At 67.4% G+C, this 16,574-nt stretch carries 13 protein-coding genes; 9 read left to right on the forward strand and 4 right to left on the reverse strand.

Annotated features, from left to right (window positions below; all coding sequences use genetic code 11):
- Positions 1-6: 6 nt before the first annotated feature.
- On the reverse strand, positions 7-1,071 hold the full coding sequence (locus ABLE91_RS10170) for an AbrB family protein (protein ID WP_348930701.1): 1,065 nt from the start codon (positions 1,069-1,071) through the stop codon (positions 7-9).
- 21 nt (positions 1,072-1,092) lie between these two features.
- Positions 1,093-2,295 (reverse strand): pyridoxal phosphate-dependent aminotransferase, encoded by a 1,203-nt coding sequence (locus ABLE91_RS10175; protein WP_510181929.1) that lies wholly within the window; start codon positions 2,293-2,295, stop codon positions 1,093-1,095.
- 288 nt (positions 2,296-2,583) lie between these two features.
- Here ABLE91_RS10175 and ABLE91_RS10180 point away from each other — a divergent pair, with 288 nt between their 5' ends.
- The 5 genes from ABLE91_RS10180 to ABLE91_RS10200 all read left to right on the forward strand — a co-directional run bounded on the left by ABLE91_RS10180 (position 2,584) and on the right by ABLE91_RS10200 (position 7,600).
- Positions 2,584-3,174 (forward strand): malonic semialdehyde reductase, encoded by a 591-nt coding sequence (locus ABLE91_RS10180; RefSeq protein ID WP_348930702.1) that lies wholly within the window; start codon positions 2,584-2,586, stop codon positions 3,172-3,174.
- A 597-nt stretch (positions 3,175-3,771) separates the two neighbouring features.
- Positions 3,772-5,037 (forward strand): transcription termination factor Rho, encoded by a 1,266-nt coding sequence (gene rho, locus ABLE91_RS10185; RefSeq protein ID WP_348930703.1) that lies wholly within the window; start codon positions 3,772-3,774, stop codon positions 5,035-5,037.
- A 243-nt stretch (positions 5,038-5,280) separates the two neighbouring features.
- Positions 5,281-5,574, forward strand: a complete 294-nt coding sequence (locus ABLE91_RS10190; protein WP_348930704.1) for a hypothetical protein — start codon at positions 5,281-5,283, stop codon at positions 5,572-5,574.
- Between the two features lie 52 nt (positions 5,575-5,626).
- Positions 5,627-5,977, forward strand: coding sequence for a hypothetical protein (locus ABLE91_RS10195; protein WP_348930705.1), 351 nt, complete (start codon positions 5,627-5,629; stop codon positions 5,975-5,977).
- 198 nt (positions 5,978-6,175) lie between these two features.
- Entirely contained in the window at positions 6,176-7,600 is a 1,425-nt protein-coding gene (locus ABLE91_RS10200) for a glycosyltransferase family 4 protein (RefSeq protein ID WP_348930706.1), read from the forward strand.
- 172 nt (positions 7,601-7,772) lie between these two features.
- On the opposite strand, the gene ABLE91_RS10205 is transcribed toward ABLE91_RS10200, so the two are convergent.
- On the reverse strand, positions 7,773-9,812 hold the full coding sequence (locus tag ABLE91_RS10205) for a thioredoxin domain-containing protein (RefSeq protein ID WP_348930707.1): 2,040 nt from the start codon (positions 9,810-9,812) through the stop codon (positions 7,773-7,775).
- A 31-nt stretch (positions 9,813-9,843) separates the two neighbouring features.
- Between ABLE91_RS10205 and mnmE the strand changes: the two genes are divergently transcribed.
- Positions 9,844-11,154 (forward strand): tRNA uridine-5-carboxymethylaminomethyl(34) synthesis GTPase MnmE, encoded by a 1,311-nt coding sequence (mnmE, locus tag ABLE91_RS10210; protein WP_348930708.1) that lies wholly within the window; start codon positions 9,844-9,846, stop codon positions 11,152-11,154.
- Positions 11,155-12,272: 1,118 nt separating this feature from the next.
- Here mnmE and ABLE91_RS10215 read toward each other — a convergent pair.
- Entirely contained in the window at positions 12,273-12,878 is a 606-nt protein-coding gene (locus tag ABLE91_RS10215; protein ID WP_348930709.1) for a YdeI/OmpD-associated family protein, read from the reverse strand.
- Positions 12,879-13,037: 159 nt separating this feature from the next.
- On the opposite strand from ABLE91_RS10215, the gene mnmG reads away from it, so the two are divergent.
- The 3 genes from mnmG to ABLE91_RS10230 all read left to right on the forward strand — a co-directional run bounded on the left by mnmG (position 13,038) and on the right by ABLE91_RS10230 (position 16,565).
- The gene (mnmG, locus tag ABLE91_RS10220; RefSeq protein ID WP_348930710.1) at positions 13,038-14,936 is read left to right on the forward strand and encodes a tRNA uridine-5-carboxymethylaminomethyl(34) synthesis enzyme MnmG; all 1,899 of its coding nucleotides are present in this window, start codon (positions 13,038-13,040) and stop codon (positions 14,934-14,936) included.
- Positions 14,937-15,016: 80 nt separating this feature from the next.
- Positions 15,017-15,700 carry a 16S rRNA (guanine(527)-N(7))-methyltransferase RsmG gene (gene rsmG / locus ABLE91_RS10225; protein WP_348931196.1) on the forward strand — a complete coding sequence of 228 codons (684 nt, stop codon included), beginning with the start codon at positions 15,017-15,019 and terminating at the stop codon, positions 15,698-15,700.
- Between the two features lie 22 nt (positions 15,701-15,722).
- Positions 15,723-16,565, forward strand: coding sequence for a ParA family protein (locus ABLE91_RS10230; RefSeq protein ID WP_348930711.1), 843 nt, complete (start codon positions 15,723-15,725; stop codon positions 16,563-16,565).
- Positions 16,566-16,574: the final 9 nt, after the last annotated feature.

Consider the following 16,574-nt stretch of genomic DNA (forward strand, 5'->3'; position numbering starts at 1 on the left):
TCAGGGTCAGAGCTTGCGCCGCACCTGGAACATCAGGTGCGCCAGAAGCGGCAGCGCCACGGAGAGCCCGGCGAAGCGGAAGATGTGGTGCGCGCTCATGAAAGCGGGGTCGTAGCCCAGGGCAAAGCCCAGCACGGTCATGGTTTCCAACGCGCCCGGCGCGAAGGCGGTCACCAGCTTGCCGGGATCATCCCCCGTCAGCCATGCGGCGGCCAGCGCGCACGCCACCGAGACCGCCATGGCGACCAGGAAGGCACCGAGCGAGGCGAGGAGGCAGTCGCGCAAGGTGGCCCACGTGGTGCCCTGGAAGCGGATGCCCACGCTCGATCCCAGCACGATGAAGGCCGGCACCAGGAGCACGTCCGGCAGCCGGGCGTCGGAGAAACCTGCCGCGTGCAGCACAGCGCTACCGGCGAGCGCGCCCACCAGCAGCCCGCCGGGGACGCGCAGCTTGGCGGCGATGAGCCCGCCCGCAAGGCTGGTGAGGAGCAGCACGACGATGTCGGTGAGCGAGGAAGCGGGCGGGGCCGCCATGACCGGGCCGTGGCCGGCGCCGGCATTTCCAAGGATCTGGGTGAGCAGCGCCACCAGCAGGAAGATGCGGATGGTCTGCGCGAAGGCGACGCGGCGCATGTCGGATCCGCTCGCCGCCGCCATGGCGAGCACCGTGGAGAGCGCGCCGGGCGCGGAGGCGTAGAAGGCCGTCTCCAGGTTCCACTTGGCGACCTTCATGAGGAACAGGGTCACCCCCGCCATCACCCCCACGAGGCTGATGGCGAGGAAGGCCATGCTCACGGGCCATGTGGCCGCCTGGGCCAGCATATCCGGCGAGAGCGCGGTTCCCATGGAGCTGCCGAGGATGAGGAAGCACAGGAAGCGCAAGGGCTCGGGCATCATGGCCGGCCGCTTGCACAGCACCAGAGCGGTGGCGCCGATGAGGGCGCCGGACATCCAGGGGGCCGGGAAATTGAGCGCCTGGAAGGCAAGGCCGCCAAGGGCGCCGGCGGCGAGTGTGGAAAGGGTCGGCACCAGCGCCGCCCGGAACAATGCGGGAGAGAAGAAAACCGCCATACGTATTTCAAGCCGCGGCGCTTAGCGCCCCGGGCGCCTCCCGATCCAGGCGGCAAGCCGCTGCGCCGCTTCCGCGAGCTGACCTTCCCCGCGCGCGAAGCACAGGCGCATGAAGCCTTCCCCGCCGGGGCCGAAGGCGGTGCCCGGCGCGATCCCAACCCCCGCCTCGTCCACCAGCTTCAGGCCGAGGCGGCGGACGTCGTCCTCCCCCTCGATGCCGAAGAACAAGTAGAAGGCGCCCGGCGGCTTCACGAGGTTCACCTGGTTGGTGGCGAGCAGCACGTCGCCCACGAGGTCGCGTCCGTGCCGGGCGCGCGCCACCTGCTCGGCGACAAAGCCTTCGCCCTCCTCCAGCGCCGCGATGGCGCCGCGCTGCATGAAGGCGGCCACCCCCGAGGTGGAATACTGGATGAGGTTCTCGATGATCTGGCCGAGTGCGGGGTGCGCCTCGATCCAGCCGACGCGCCAGCCGGTCATGGCCCAGTTCTTCGAGAAGGTCTGGACGAACAGGATGCGGTCGCCCTCCTCCATCACGTCGTGGAAGGAGGGGGCGCGGCCGCCCTCATAATGGAAGCGGCCATAGATCTCGTCGGCGATGATCCAGAGCCCGTGCTTGCGGGCGAGTGCCAGCAGGGCTTTCAGGTCCTCATGGGTCGCGACGAAGCCGGTGGGGTTGGCCGGCGTGTTGAGGAAGATGGCGCGGGTGCGCTCCGTCACGGCGGCGGCGAACCGCGCATGGTCGAGGGTGAAGCCCTCCGGGCCGTAATGGAACGGCACATAGACCGGGTGCGCACCCACCTTCTGCGCGGCGGCCGGCGCATTAGGCCAGACGGGGGAGGGGATGAGGATCTCGTCGCCCGCGCCCAAGGCCATGGCGAAGGCGATCTGGATCGCCTGCATGCCGGAGCCGGTGACGAAGAAGCGCTCCGGATCCTCCGGGATGCCGTACAGCCGCGCATGGTAGCGGGCAATGGCCGCGCGCAGCTCCGGCAGGCCGCGCTGCCATGTGTAGAACGTCTCCCCCGCATGGAGCGAGCGCGCGGCGGCCTCGCAGATGAAGGCGGGGGTCGGCACGTCGCCCTCGCCCGCCCAGAGCGGGATCGTGCCGTCGCGTTTCCGGCCGTAATTCATCACCTCGACGATGCCGCTCTCCGGCAGGTCGCGCACATGGGCGCGCACCTGGTCGAGCATGGCGGCGATGTCGATGGGGGAGGAAGCGGGCATGGGGCACTCGGGGCGGGAAGCGGGCGGACCATAGCGATGTTCGCTGCGCTGCGCCTCTGCCGATTTCTCAGGGCGGAGGAGGGACCGTTGCAAAATTCGGGAGGGACCAGAGGGATCAGGCTCCCTCCCCCGCAAGCGGGAGAGGGGACTATGTTCCACCTGGGGCCCCTACGTCATTGCATCAATGCAACGAAATGCTTGCATCCCAGTGTCTTGGACTTCATCTGCGGAAGGCTTAGGTCCGGGGATGAGGCCGCGTTGGCGGCCAATTTCGCCACAGGTGCTCCCATGACCTACAGAGTCGATCCCGCCGCCCTCGACACCCTCTTCTTCAAGGCCCGCTCGCAGAATGGCTGGACCAACCAGCCGGTCTCCGAGGAAGAGCTGCGCGACCTCTACAATCTGATGATCTATGGCCCGACCTCGGCCAACACCCAGCCGGCCCGCATCGTCTTCCTGACGACGCCCGAAGCCAAGGAACGGCTGCGGCCCGCCTTGATGGAAGGCAATCTGAAAGCCCTCGACGCCCCGGTCATCGCCATCATCGGCTACGACCTGGAATTCTATGAGAAGATCCCCGAGCTCTTCCCGCACAATCCCGGCTTCCGCGACCTGTTCGTGAACATTCCGGCCATGGTCGAGCCGCACGCCTTCCGGAACTCGTCGCTCCAGGGCGCTTATTTCATCATCGCCGCCCGTGCGGTGGGCCTCGATGTCGGCCCCATGTCCGGCTTCGACAATGCCAAGGTGGATGCGGAATTCTTCCCCGATGGCAAGGTGAAGACCAATTTCATCGCTGCCCTCGGCCATGGCGATGCCTCCAAGGTTATGGACCGCCTGCCGCGCCTGTCCTTCGAGGACGGCGCAAAGGTTCTTTGAGCGGGGCGCCCTCGGCGAACCATTTCTTCAGTGGTCATCCCCGGGCGCGACCCGGGGATTCTCCGAGGCCGGTCGTGAGCCATGACGACTGAGAGGCGGGATCAGGTGACCAGTGCGCCGTGCTCCCTCTCCCCGTGGGGGAGAGGGCTGGGGTGAGGGGGGACCACCCCCTCAGGTCCTGAAGCGCCGGGGCCCCCTCACCCGGCTGCGATGCAGCCGACCTCTCCCCCTCGGGGAGAGGTGAAGAACACAGCCACCGAGCATTTGAACGAACAGTGCAGCGGTCCCCTCCAAGGAGAGGGAATGGGGCAACGCCGCGCAGGCTGCCCTTGCGCCCAGCGTGCCGCTCCCCCAAATGTCAGTCATGTGAATAACCGGGGCTTGCGCTGACCCGCGCGGTTCCGCTATGGTTCATGTGCTTTCCCCAACGCAGGCAATGCGCGCTTCGCTTCTCCGGTCACGTCAGAGACTGGGTCGGCGCGTAAGGCGGAGCCAAATAGCCCGGCTTTCCTGAAGACCTGCGATTCCCCCATCCCCATCAGCCCGGCTTTCTTTCAGGAGCCACAGGGCCCATTCAAGATTTCGAGGCTTTCCCATATGCGGGAAGTGAAACTACAGGATCTCAAGTCCAAAACCCCCGTCGAGCTGCTCGCCTTCGCCGAAGAAAATGAGGTGGAGAATGCGAGCACCCTGCGCAAGCAGGAGCTTATGTTCGCCATCCTCAAACAGCTGGCGGCGAGCGAAACCGAGATTATCGGCGAGGGCGTTGTCGAGGTGCTCCAGGACGGCTTCGGCTTCCTGCGCTCCCCCGACGCCAATTATCTGCCCGGCCCGGACGACATCTATGTCTCCCCCTCGCAGATCCGCCGCTTCGGCCTGCGCACCGGCGATACGGTCAACGGCCAGATCCGGTCCCCCAAGGAAGGCGAGCGCTACTTCGCCCTCCTCAAGGTCAACACCATCAATTTTGAAGATCCGGAAAAAACCCGGCACAAGATCAACTTCGACAACCTGACACCGCTCTATCCCGACGAGCGGCTGAAGCTGGAAATCGAGGATCCGACCAAGAAGGATTATTCCGCCCGGATCATCGACATCGTCTCGCCCATCGGCAAGGGTCAGCGCGGCCTCATCGTCGCCCCGCCCCGCACGGGTAAGACCGTTCTGCTCCAGAACATCGCGAAGTCCATCACCGCGAATCACCCCGAATGCTTCCTCATCGTCCTGCTCATCGACGAGCGGCCGGAGGAAGTGACCGACATGCAGCGCTCGGTGAAGGGCGAGGTGGTCTCCTCCACCTTCGACGAGCCGGCCTCGCGCCACGTGCAGGTCGCCGAAATGGTGATCGAGAAGGCCAAGCGCCTGGTGGAGCACGGCCGCGACGTGGTGATCCTCCTGGATTCCATCACCCGCCTCGGCCGCGCCTACAACACGGTGGTGCCGTCCTCGGGCAAGGTGCTCACCGGCGGCGTGGACGCGAACGCGCTCCAGCGGCCCAAGCGCTTCTTCGGCGCGGCGCGCAATATCGAGGAAGGCGGCTCGCTCACCATCATCGCGACCGCGCTCATCGATACCGGCTCGCGCATGGACGAAGTGATCTTCGAAGAGTTCAAGGGCACCGGTAACTCGGAAGTCATCCTCGACCGGAAGGTCTCCGACAAGCGCGTGTTCCCGTCCATCGACATCACCCGCTCCGGCACCCGCAAGGAAGAGCTGCTGGTCCCGGCGGACGTGCTCAAGAAGATGTACGTGCTGCGCCGCATCCTCAATCCCATGGGGACCGTCGACGCCATCGAGTTCCTCCTGGACAAGCTGCGGCAGACCAAGACGAATTCGGACTTCTTCGATTCCATGAACACCTGACGATCGAACACCTCTCCCTCTCCCGTCCGCGGGGGAGGGAGTGCGGCTCGTTTGGCATCGGCCAGCCGCTCGCACAGCATGTCCCCTGACCACTCCTGTGCCTTCCCCTGCTTTCCTGTCTTCTGATTTGCGTATTGACGTAATATTAGGGATTGGGCGTTTGATCCTGGGGGATTGTAGATGCTGTTACGTACTCTTTCATTGCTTGCACTCGGCCTTTTCTTGTCGGGTTGCGTTGAGAAAATGTCCAAGCCTGGCGCCACGCAGCAGGATTACGACGTGGCGCGTGCCAAGTGCGAGGCGGAGTCCTGGACCAAGCTGCCGGCGAACCAAGTCCAGTACATGTCCTATTCCGGCGGCTTTACGGACGGGAAGGAAAACTGCGTGCCGGGCGGTCCCAACGGCACCAAGATCTGCACGCGGGAAAAGGTCTGGAACCCGCCGCGCTATTCCACCCGGGATGCCAACGAGGAAGGCCGCGAGGCTCTGACCCGCGCCTGCCTGCTCAATGATGGCTGGCGGCCGGTGGAGAATTGACGCTCCGGCCGATGGCTGGATTGCTGCGCGGGAGGCGGGCAGGATGGGGCACATGATGCGACTTTGCGTCATGGCCGTCGCCATGCTCTGCCTCCCCGCCTGCGCGCCGGAGGAGGCCAAGCCCGTCGCGGCGCAGCAGGGTTACGATCTCGCGCTGCGCCGCTGCCAGTCGCTTGCTTTGCAGAAGCTGCCCAACATCTCCGCCAATATCATGGTGGCGCCGGGCATCTATTCCAATAACGGCATGGCCTGCCGGCCCGACGCCGTGTGGGGCGCCTCCTGCGCACCCCGCCCCAACTGGCTGCCGCCCACGGGCGGCGACCCCAATGCGAGCGGGGAGGCGCGGGCCGTCCTCGTCGGCGCCTGCATGCGCGATGCGGGCTTCACCGGGCCGGTCTTTTGATGTCGTCCTGTCTGCCGATGGGGCACCGCGCGCGTCGGTTTGACGCTTCAAAACCCCCATGTTACGGCATTACGAGCCTGGGAAAATGGACGCCGAATCCATCCTTCGCCCCCTTTAAATTGAGCGCAAATGGCCACCGTCAGCGGGGCAATTTGAGAGAATTGATATTCGATGGATGTGCCGGCGGTTCATGCTGACTTGAACGCATCTCGACCCGGCGTCCGCCGTATCATCGTCGATTGCACGTTCATCGCACCCCATCCCGCCCCCACCGGCATTCCCCGGGTGGTGGAGAAGTATGTGGTCCACGGCGCAGCCGTCGCCGCGCGTGCCGGCGTGGAACTGATCCCCGCGGAATTCGCCCAGGACGGCTTCCATCGGCGCGCCGCCGTCGAGATCAATACCCCCGCCCGGTCCGCGCCCAGGTCCAACCCGCTTTTCAGGGTCTGGCTCGAAGCCGTGCGCTATGGGTCGCGGGTGATCCTCCAGGGCGCCAATCTCGTCGCGGCCCTTTTTCCGTTGCGGCCGGTCAAGAAGACCATGCTTGCCGTGGCCCAGTGGGCCGCCGATCTGGTGCCCAACATCCGCCACCGCGCCACCGCGCGCCGGAAGGTGGGCGAGCGCATCGAGCTGGGAGAAGGGGATATCCTCTTCTGCCCCGGCTACTGGCACGACATGGAGATGGAGGCCTATGAGGCCGCGCGGGCCGGGGGCGCCGAGGTGGTGTTCCTGGTGCACGACATCCTGCCCGTCACCATGCCGACCTTCTACCAGTATCCCTGGCGGCAGGACTTCGCCCAGCGCCTGTCGCGCTCCTTCAGCACGGTGAGCCATTATTACTGCATCTCCCAGCAGACCCTCTCCCAGGTGAGGGCCTATGGGGAATGGCAAGGCCATGCGGTGCGCGGCAGCATCGCCTATAACGGCTTCGACCCCGCCCCGGAGCGCGTGACGGGAGCGGCCCGGCTCGATGACGGCGTGGCGGACCTGCTGGCGCGCCGGCCATGGCTCATGGTCGGCACCCTCGAGCCCAAGAAGGGGCATGCGGACGTCATCGCCGCGCTGGAGCATCTCTGGGGCGAGGGATATGAGCGCCCGCTCGTGATCGTCGGCCGGCACGGCTGGATGAGCGAGCCCATCGTCGACAGCATCAAGAACTCGCCCTGGCTCGGCACGCATCTGTTCTGGTTCGAAGGCCTCGATGATGCGAGCCTCGCCGCCTTCTATGAGGGGGCGCACGCGCTGCTCTTCGGCTCGCTCGCGGAGGGCTTCGGCCTGCCGCTGCTGGAGGCCATCTCCCACAGCACGCCGGTGATCGCCCGTAATACGCTGGTGGCCCGCGAGATCCTGGGGGAGGAGGGCGCCTATTTCTCCGACATGAAGGAGCTGGTCGCGCGCATCCTGGAGATGGAGGCGCCCGCGACCCTGGCGGCCCTGCGCGCCAACGCGACCCGACTGTCCTGGTATCGCTGGGCGGAGGTAGTGGAGGCGGTGGTCACCGATCTGCTCCGCACACCCGCCGACCGTCGGCAGGATGCCGCGCTTCTCGCCGGTGTGTCGCGCGAATCGGTTGCTCCGGGACCGGAGGCGCAGACCTCACCCCGCCGGAAGGCCATGGCCTGACGCGGCCTGCGCAGTACACGCAGAAGACTCATTTACAATCGGAATGCACCTGAAAGTTGCTTCAATAGGAAGCGCGTGGCCGGCTGCTTCGGCCCTTCGACGACCTTCGCATCCTCCGAGATAAAACGGCCGCTGGTGGGCTTCCCAGTCCATTCTGGAGGCCATCACTTTCTTAAGCCGGCGCAAAACCACCGTTTTGGCCGGCTCCGGCGTCGAGTGCCGCTTTCAGCCCGTCCGGGTCCGTCACCGGCAGCGAACAGCGCCCATCGCGGCAGATGAAGGCCGCTCCGGCCGCCGGCGCGGCCTCCGCTTGCGCGCGGGCGAGGCTGCCGGGGGGCAGATCCGCCGCCGCGCCGGCGCGGATCACCACCCGGTCGGGGAAGGGGAGGCGCAATGCGGCCTGCGCGAACCGCTCGTGCTCGGTCCCCACCACGACGATCTCGGCCAGCGAGAGGCGGGTGCCGATGGCGTTGAGAAGCGCGCCGTGGGCGATGGCATTGGCCGCAACGGTGCCGGAGAGGGCGGTGAGAATCCGGTCGGCGCGCTCGCTCAGATCGCCCCGGCCGGTGAGGGCAGCGACGCGCACCAGCGTGTCGGCGGCCACCGCATTATAGTTCGGCAGCGCCTCGTCCATGGTGGAAAGCGGGCGCACCACGAGGGCATCCGCATCGTCCGCGGTGAGGAAATAGGCGCCCGTTGCGGGGTCCGCATGGTGCGCTTCCAGCGCCTCCAGGAAGGCCTCGGCCTTCTGGAGATATGCCGTTTCGCCCGTCGCCTCGTGCAGCGCGACCGCCGCGCGGGCAATGGCGGCAAGGTCCGAGGCGAGGCCTGGAAAGAGCAGCCGGCCGTCCCGCCAGGCATGGCCGAGCCGCCCGTTCTTCTCCATGAGCCGGCACACGGCGGCGAAGGCGCGGGCCGCCATCTCCACCCAGTCCGCCTCGCCGAGGAAGGCGCCGGAGCGGGCCAGCGCCGCGATCATCAGGCCGTTCCAGTCGGCAAGGACCTTGTCGTCCAGCCCCGGCCGCACCCTTTTTCCCCGTTCCGCCAGCAGCTTTTCCCGCATGGGCGCGAGCTGCGCCTCATCCGCCTCGGCCACATCGCCCGCCTTCGTGCGGTTGAGGATGACGGACGCTTCCCAGTTCCCTTCCGCACTCACGTCGTAGAAATCGCCGAAATAGGCCGCATCCGCAGCCCCCAGAACGGCCTCGATCTCGCGCTTCGTCCACACATAGAAGCGGCCTTCATGGCCTTCGCTGTCGGCATCGAGGGAGGCGGAGAAGGCGCCTTCCGGCGTCGTCATCTCCCGCTTCAGCCAGCCCACCGTTTCCCGCGCGCGGGCAAGGAAGAGGGGATCGCCGGTCTCCTCATGGGCCAGCGCCAGCAGCTCCAGCAGCAAGGCGTTGTCGTAGAGCATCTTCTCGAAGTGCGGCACCAGCCAGAATTCGTCCACGCTGTAGCGGGCAAAGCCCCCGCCCAGATGGTCGTAGATGCCGCCCTCGCACATGCGGTTAAGGGTGAAGGCGGCGGTGGCGCGCAGCGCCTCGTCGCCGGTGCGCCCGCCCGCCCGCCACATCAGCTCCAGAAGGCCGCTCTGGGGGAATTTCGGTGCGCCGCGAAGCCCGCCATGGACCCTGTCGAACAGCTGGGAAATCTGGCTCGCCGCTTTGTCCAACTCCTTCAGGCCGATGGTGACGCGGCCTTCCGGGCGCGCCGCGGCGGCGAGGCGGGAGAGGATGGCCTCGCGATTCTGGCGGATTTTCTCCGGGCTCTCCCGATAGACCTGTGAGACCTGCTGGAGCACGTCGGTGAAGCCCGGTCGGCCATAGCGCGCGGTTTTGGGAAAATAGGTGCCGCCCCAGAAGGGGGCGCCTTCGCCGTCCAGGAACATGGTCAGCGGCCAGCCGCCGGGCTCCCCCAACTGGTAGAGCGCGCCCATATAGATCTGGTCCACGTCGGGGCGTTCCTCGCGGTCCACCTTGATGTTCACGAACAGGTCGTTCATGAGGCCGGCAACCATGGGGTCCTCGAAGCTCTCATGGGCCATGACGTGGCACCAATGGCAGGCGGCATAGCCGACGGAGAGCAGCACGGGCTTTCCGGTGCGGCGCGCCTCCTCGAAGGCCGCCGGGCCCCAGGGCCACCAATGGACAGGATTGTCCTTATGCTGGAGCAGATAGGGGCTGGTCTCTGCCGTCAGGCGATTCTCGCTCATCCGTGCTCCATGTGGAGTTGAGGGTATTTTTGTGCCGTCATCCGACACCATCTTCGCCTTGTCCAGCGGTCGCGTGCCCTCCGGGGTTGCATTGGTCCGTATTTCCGGACTTTTGGCCCAGAAAGCCGCCCGTCTGATGGCGGGGCGCGTTCCCCCGCCCCGTCAGGCGATGCTTGCGACCCTGCGCGACGCCGCTGGCGCGCCGCTGGATCGCGGGCTGCTCCTGTTCTTTCCCGCACCCGCCAGTGCCACGGGGGAGGATGTGGTGGAGCTTCATCTCCATGGCGGGCGGGCCGTCGTGGCTTCGGTTTTGCGAACGCTCGGCTCGCTTGCGGGGTTCCGTCCCGCTGATCCCGGCGAGTTCACCCGGCGCGCCCATGCCTCCGGCAAGATGGATCTTGCGGAAGTGGAGGGCCTCGCCGACCTCATCGCCGCCGAGACCGAGGCCCAGCGCCGCCAGGCGCTCGCGCTCGCCTCCGGTGCCCTGTCGCGGCAGGTGGCGGGTTGGCGCGAGCGGCTGGTCAAGGCGCTCATGCTGGTGGAGGCCACCGTCGATTTCTCCGACGAAGGGGACGTGCCGGAAGACCTGTCCGCCCCTGCGCGCCGGGAGGCGGCGCTCCTGAAGGGGGAGCTTGAGGCGGCCCTCAGCGATGCGGAGCGCGGCGAGCGCGTGCGCGACGGCCTCGCCATCGCCATTTCCGGGCCGCCCAATGCGGGCAAGTCCACGTTGTTGAATCGCCTGGCGGGCCGCGAGGCGGCCATCGTCTCCCATATTCCGGGCACCACGCGCGACATCCTGGAGGTCCATCTGGAGTTGTCCGGCCAAGCCGTCACCCTTATTGACACGGCAGGCTTGCGCGAGACCGAGGACGAGATCGAGGCCGAGGGCGTGCGCCGCGCCAGGGCCCGCGCCGCGGCGGCAGACCTTGTCCTATGGCTGTCGCCGGACGATGCGCCCCCGCCGCCGGACCTCTCCCTGGCCATTCCCGTGCGCACCAAGGCGGATATCGGGGAAGGGGATACGGGCGGGGTGATGGTGGAGGGCGAAGCGCTCGCCATCTCGACTCTGACCGGGCACGGCATGGACGATCTCGTCCGCCTCATCTCGGCGCGGGCGGAAACCTTGGCCGGCGGCGAGCCGGCCTTGATCACGCGGGCGCGCCAGCGGTTCGCGCTGGAAGCGGCGCTGGAGCATCTGGCGCGGGCGGCGGAAGCCCAGGGCGAAGAGCTGTTCGCCGAAGACCTCCGCCTCGCCGCGCGGGCGCTGGATGCAGTGGTGGGGCGGGTGGATGTGGAGGATGTGCTGGACGCCCTGTTCCGCACCTTCTGCATCGGCAAGTGAGGGATGTTTCACGTGAAACATTTCCGTTTGGGCTTGTACGCTCGGCCCGGCCGCCAAGGCGGGACTTGATCCGAACGTCTCTTTCTGAGGTTGGAAAAGCGCTTAGAGCCAATCGACGTCCAAGGACGGGGTATGGCGTAGATCCCGGTCATGCCCGGGCAGGGGCATCCACATCTATCCTTGAAGCTGTACCCGGCGGAGCCTCGTAGATGGCCGGGTCAAGCCCGGCCATGACGATCAGTGAGGGGAGGGTAGGCGGTGATTTCGCCCACTGCCGGAGAGGGTGATGCTTCATAGGCGCCATGCCGCCGATGACGCGGGCTTCCCTTTCCATCGGTCATCCCCGGGCTTGAGCCGGGAATTCTTCACGCAAGAAAGCGGCCCGGGATGGCCAGCTCAGACAATTGTGGTGACGCTAGCCACCCTATTCAAACCTCTCCCCCGGGGGATCGTTGCGATACGCCCGTCAGACTCCCTCTCCCGCTTGCGGGGGAGGGCTAGGGAGGGGGCTCTCAAGCAGAGCAACGCATCCGGGTCTGCGGTCAGCACTCTTCCCCCTCCCTAACCCTCCCCCGCAAGCGGGAGAGGGGACTGGGGTGGTCTGCTTGAACGGGGGCCGTCAAAGCCATCAATGGATTGTCTCGCCCGCATCCCGCGGCGCCAGAGTCTGCGATGCGCATTTGCCCGCCTCGCACATCAACCCGAGCGCACCAAGCTCACTCTCCCTCTTGCGGGCGAGAACTGGGGAGGGGGCTCTTCAAGCAGAGCGCCGCATCCGGATCTGCGGCAAGCACCTTTCCCCTCCCTAACCCTCCCCCCGCAAGCGGGAGAGGGAAACACGGCGGTCTGTGCGGGAGCGGTGCTTGCCAAGTCCAAAGGCTCTCCCTCACGGAATGGGATCGTCCTGTCCGCACCGGGCTCAGACAAAGCCCCCGCTGTGCGTCCGCTTTCTTGTTCCAGCCGGTGCGCCAAGCTCCCTCTCCCGCTTGCGGGAGGGTGGGGAGGGGGCACCTGAAGCAGAGCACCGCATCCGGATCTGCGGCGAGCACCCCTTCCTCCCTGATCCTCCCGGAAGCTGGAGAGGGGATTGCGGCTGCCCCCCTGAAAGCGGCCGCTGTCTAATTCTCCGCCTTCCCCTTCACCGGATGGATCGTCTCGCCCCGCGCCAGCATGGCGACGAATTTCTCCACGCGGGCGGCCCGCGTCTTTTCCGTCCGGGCCGTGTGGACCCGGTGCAGCACGGCGTATCTGTTCGCGCCCGTGAGCGTCGCGAAGAAGCGCTTCGCGTTTGGCTCTGCTTCCAGAGCGGCAGCGAGATCGGCCGGCACCTCCGCCTTGCCTTGGGAGGTGTAGGCCGCAGCCCAGCGGCCGTCTTCCTGCGCAGCCTCGATCTCCCGCACACCCGCGGGCGTCACCCGGCCGGCGCTCATCAGTTCCTCCGCCCGTTCGCGGTTGCGCTTGGACCACAGGCCGCGCGGCCGGCGCGGGGTGAAGCGGATGAGCCAGTGATGCGCATCGAGGCGGCCGATCTGCCCGTCGATCCACCCATGGCAGAGCGCGCCGTCGATGGCGTCCTGCTTGGAGAGGGTCGCCTCCGCCGCACCCTTCTTCGCGAATTTCAGCCAGGCGCCCGAGGCGGAGGGGCCTTCGCGGGTGAGCCATTCCTCCCACGCCTTCAGGCTGGGCAAGGTGAGAATGGGGAGATCGTCCTTGGTCTCTGTCATGCGTCAGCTCCGCAGTCGGCGCCGGCATGTTTCACGTGAAACACCGGCCTTGTCACCCGAGCCAGGCACGAGCGCGCAACCCTGCCTTGACCGCGCCGCGAAAGTGGCGTTTCCACAGAGCCGCGAACAATGCCGCGCGCGGCAGGGACACGGGCCAAGATGGATACGACGTTCGACGTGATGGTGGTGGGCGGCGGGCATGCCGGGTGCGAGGCGGCGGCCGCCGCGGCGCGGCTCGGCGCGCGCACGGCGCTCGTCACCATGAGCGCGGCGACCATTGGCGCCATGTCCTGTAACCCGGCCATAGGCGGGCTGGGCAAGGGCCATCTGGTGCGCGAGGTGGATGCGCTGGACGGGCTGATGGGCCGGGTGGCGGATGCGGGCGGCATCCAGTTCCGCCTGCTCAACCGGCGCAAGGGCCCGGCGGTGCGCGGGCCGCGCGCCCAGGCGGACCGCAAGCTCTATGCCCGCGCCATGCAGGCCGCGCTCGCGGCGCAGGCGAACCTCACCATCGTGGAAGGGGAGGCGGACGACCTCATCCTGAAGGAGGGTCGGGTCGCCGGCCTTCTCCTGGCCGACGGACGCGCCTTCTCCTGTGGCGCCGTGGTTCTCACGACAGGCACCTTCCTCAATGGCCTCATCCATATGGGCGAGGTGCAGATCCCCGCCGGGCGCATGGGCGAGAAGCCCTCGCTCGGCCTGTCGGGCACGCTGGCGCGGCTCGGCCTCGCGCTCGGCCGCCTGAAGACAGGAACGCCGCCACGGCTCGATGGCCGCACCATCGATTGGGCGTCGCTCGAGATGCAGCCGGGTGACGAGGTGCCCGAGCCCTTCTCGACGCTGACCACCCATCTGCCGAACCCCCAGGTGGAATGCGGCATCACCCGCACCACCCAGGCGACGCACGATGTGATCCGCGCCAACCTCTCCCGCTCGGCCATGTATTCCGGGCGCATCGAGAGCACCGGCCCACGCTATTGCCCCTCCATCGAGGACAAGGTGGTGCGCTTCGGCGACCGGGAGGGCCACCAGATCTTCCTGGAGCCCGAGGGGCTCGATGACCACACCGTCTATCCCAACGGCGTCTCCACCTCGCTGCCGGAAGACGTGCAGCAGGCGCTTCTTGCAACCGTTCCCGGATTGGAGCGGGTGGTGATCCTGCGCCCCGGCTATGCCATCGAATACGACCATGTGGACCCGCGCGAGCTGGCCCCCACCTTGGAGGCGAAGCGCGCGCCGTGCCTGTTTCTCGCCGGCCAGATCAACGGCACCACCGGCTATGAGGAGGCGGCGGCGCAGGGGCTGCTCGCCGGCCTCAATGCTGCGCGCCGCGCCGGGGGAGGGGAGGGCCAGAGCGGGGACGGCATCGTCATCGACCGGGCCGAGGGCTATCTCGGGGTGATGGTGGACGACCTCGTCACGCGCGGCGTCACCGAGCCCTATCGCATGTTCACCTCGCGCGCCGAATATCGCCTGACGCTGCGGGCCGACAATGCGGACCAGCGCCTCACCCCGCGCGGCGTCTCCCTCGGCCTTGTGGGCCGGGAGCGCATCCGCGCCTTCGCGGAGAAGGCGACCGCCTTGGAGAGTGCCCGCGCCCGTGCCAAGGCGGTGAGCATCACCCCCAACGAGGCCGCCGCCTTCGGCCTCGCGCTGAACCGCGACGGCCAGCGCCGCACGGCCTTCGATCTCCTCGCCTATCCCGACATGGACATGGGCGTCATCACCCGCATCTGGCCGGACTTCGCAGGTCTTTCGCCGGCTATCGCCGAGCAGCTGGAGATCGACGCCAAGTATGCCGTCTATCTGGACCGGCAGGCGGCGGACATCGCCACGCTGCGCCGGGACGAGGACCTGATCCTCCCCGAGGACCTTGCCTACGCGGACCTGCCCGGCCTCTCCAACGAGCTGAAGCAGAAGCTCGCCCGCGTGCGCCCCCGCACGGTGGGGCAGGCGGGCCGCATGGAGGGGATGACCCCGGCGGCGCTGGCGCTCCTCGTCACCCATGCCCGGCGGCAGGGTGCCAAGGAGAGGGCGACCGAGCCGGTGGCCCTGTGAATTTCGGGGATGGTGTTCATCGCGGGCCGATTCGCCCCGACGACATGTATGAGATGAGGTCGTAGGTGCCTACGCCCGGGGTGAAGAGAGCTGTATCGGACGGCCGTAGCGCGGTCGAAAAGGCCGTTTCACGTGAAACACTCGCGCGCCTCGATCTCATTGTAGATCTTCTAACCCATTGGCAGAAAACGATTAATCTCATCGCGCCGGCGACGTTGCCGGACCTGTGGTCGCGCCACATCGCCGATTCTTTACAGCTCATTAACCATGTTCCCGAAAAGCCACTCTCCTGGGTGGATTTGGGTTCGGGCGGCGGATTTCCCGGTCTCGTCATCGCCGCCGTCCTGGCGGAGCGGGAGGGGTCGAAGGTGGCGCTGGTGGAGAGCGACAGCCGCAAGGCCGCCTTCCTGCGCGAGGCCTCCCGCCGGGCCGGGCTGCCGGTAAGCGTGCATCCCCAGCGCATTGAGGAGGTGGCGGAGCAGCTTGCGCCGGGCACGGACGTGGTCTCCGCCCGCGCGCTGGCGCCGCTGCCGAAGCTGCTCGACCTCGCCGCGCCCTTCCTCGCCGCCGGGGCTTTGGGACTATTTCCGAAAGGAAAGGATGCGCAGAACGAATTGACCGCCGCCCGCAAAGACTGGACACTCGACGTTGAACTTCGCCGCAGCCTCAGCGACCCCGACGGACGGGTCCTGCTGGTGACGCGGGCGGAGAAAGCGGCCTCCTCCCCCACGCCGGCCGGTCCCTCGGGACCGAAGGCGGGGTGAGCCACACGCGGACACGCGCCACATGATCGACCCTTCGTCCACCGCCCCCATCATTGGCGGCGTCACGCCGCGCATCCTTGCGCTCGCCAACCAGAAGGGCGGGGTGGGCAAGACCACCACGGCCATCAATCTCGGCACCGCGCTCGCCGCCATCGGGGAGACTGTGCTGGTGGTCGACCTCGACCCCCAGGGCAACGCCTCCACGGGCCTCGGCATCGAGCGCTCGCGCCGCAAGGTCTCCACCTATGACGTGCTGACCGGCGAGGCGACCCTTTCGCAGGCGGTGCAGGAGAGCGGCGTGCCCGCGCTCTATGTGGCGCCCTCCACCCTGGACCTCTCGGGCCTGGAGCTGGAGATCGCCAATGAGCGCGACCGCGCCTTCCGCCTGCGCCATGCGCTCAGGGCCCTGGCCGCGGACCCGGACGCGCCGCCCTTCACCTATGTGCTCATCGACTGCCCGCCCTCTTTGTCGCTCATCACGGTGAACGCCATGGCGGCGGCGAACGCCATCCTGGTGCCGCTGCAGTGCGAGTTCTTCGCGCTGGAGGGCTTGTCCCAGCTCCTGAAGACGGTGGAGCAGGTGCGCGGCGCGCTGAACCCGGAGCTCACCATCCACGGCATCGTCCTCACCATGTACGACAACCGCAACAACCTCTCCGACCAGGTGATGCAGGATGTGCGCAGCTTCATGGGCGAGAAGGTCTATGACACGGTGATCCCCCGCAATGTGCGGGTCTCGGAAGCCCCGTCCTATGGCAAGCCGGTGCTGCTCTATGACCTGAAATGCGCCGGCTCCCAGGCCTATCTGCGCCTCGCCTCGGAAGTCATCCAGCGCGAGCGCGCGGCGCGGGCGGTGGCGGCTTAAGCGGCACGC

This window comes from Aquabacter albus (assembly GCF_040049275.1).
Classification (GTDB): domain Bacteria; phylum Pseudomonadota; class Alphaproteobacteria; order Rhizobiales; family Xanthobacteraceae; genus Aquabacter.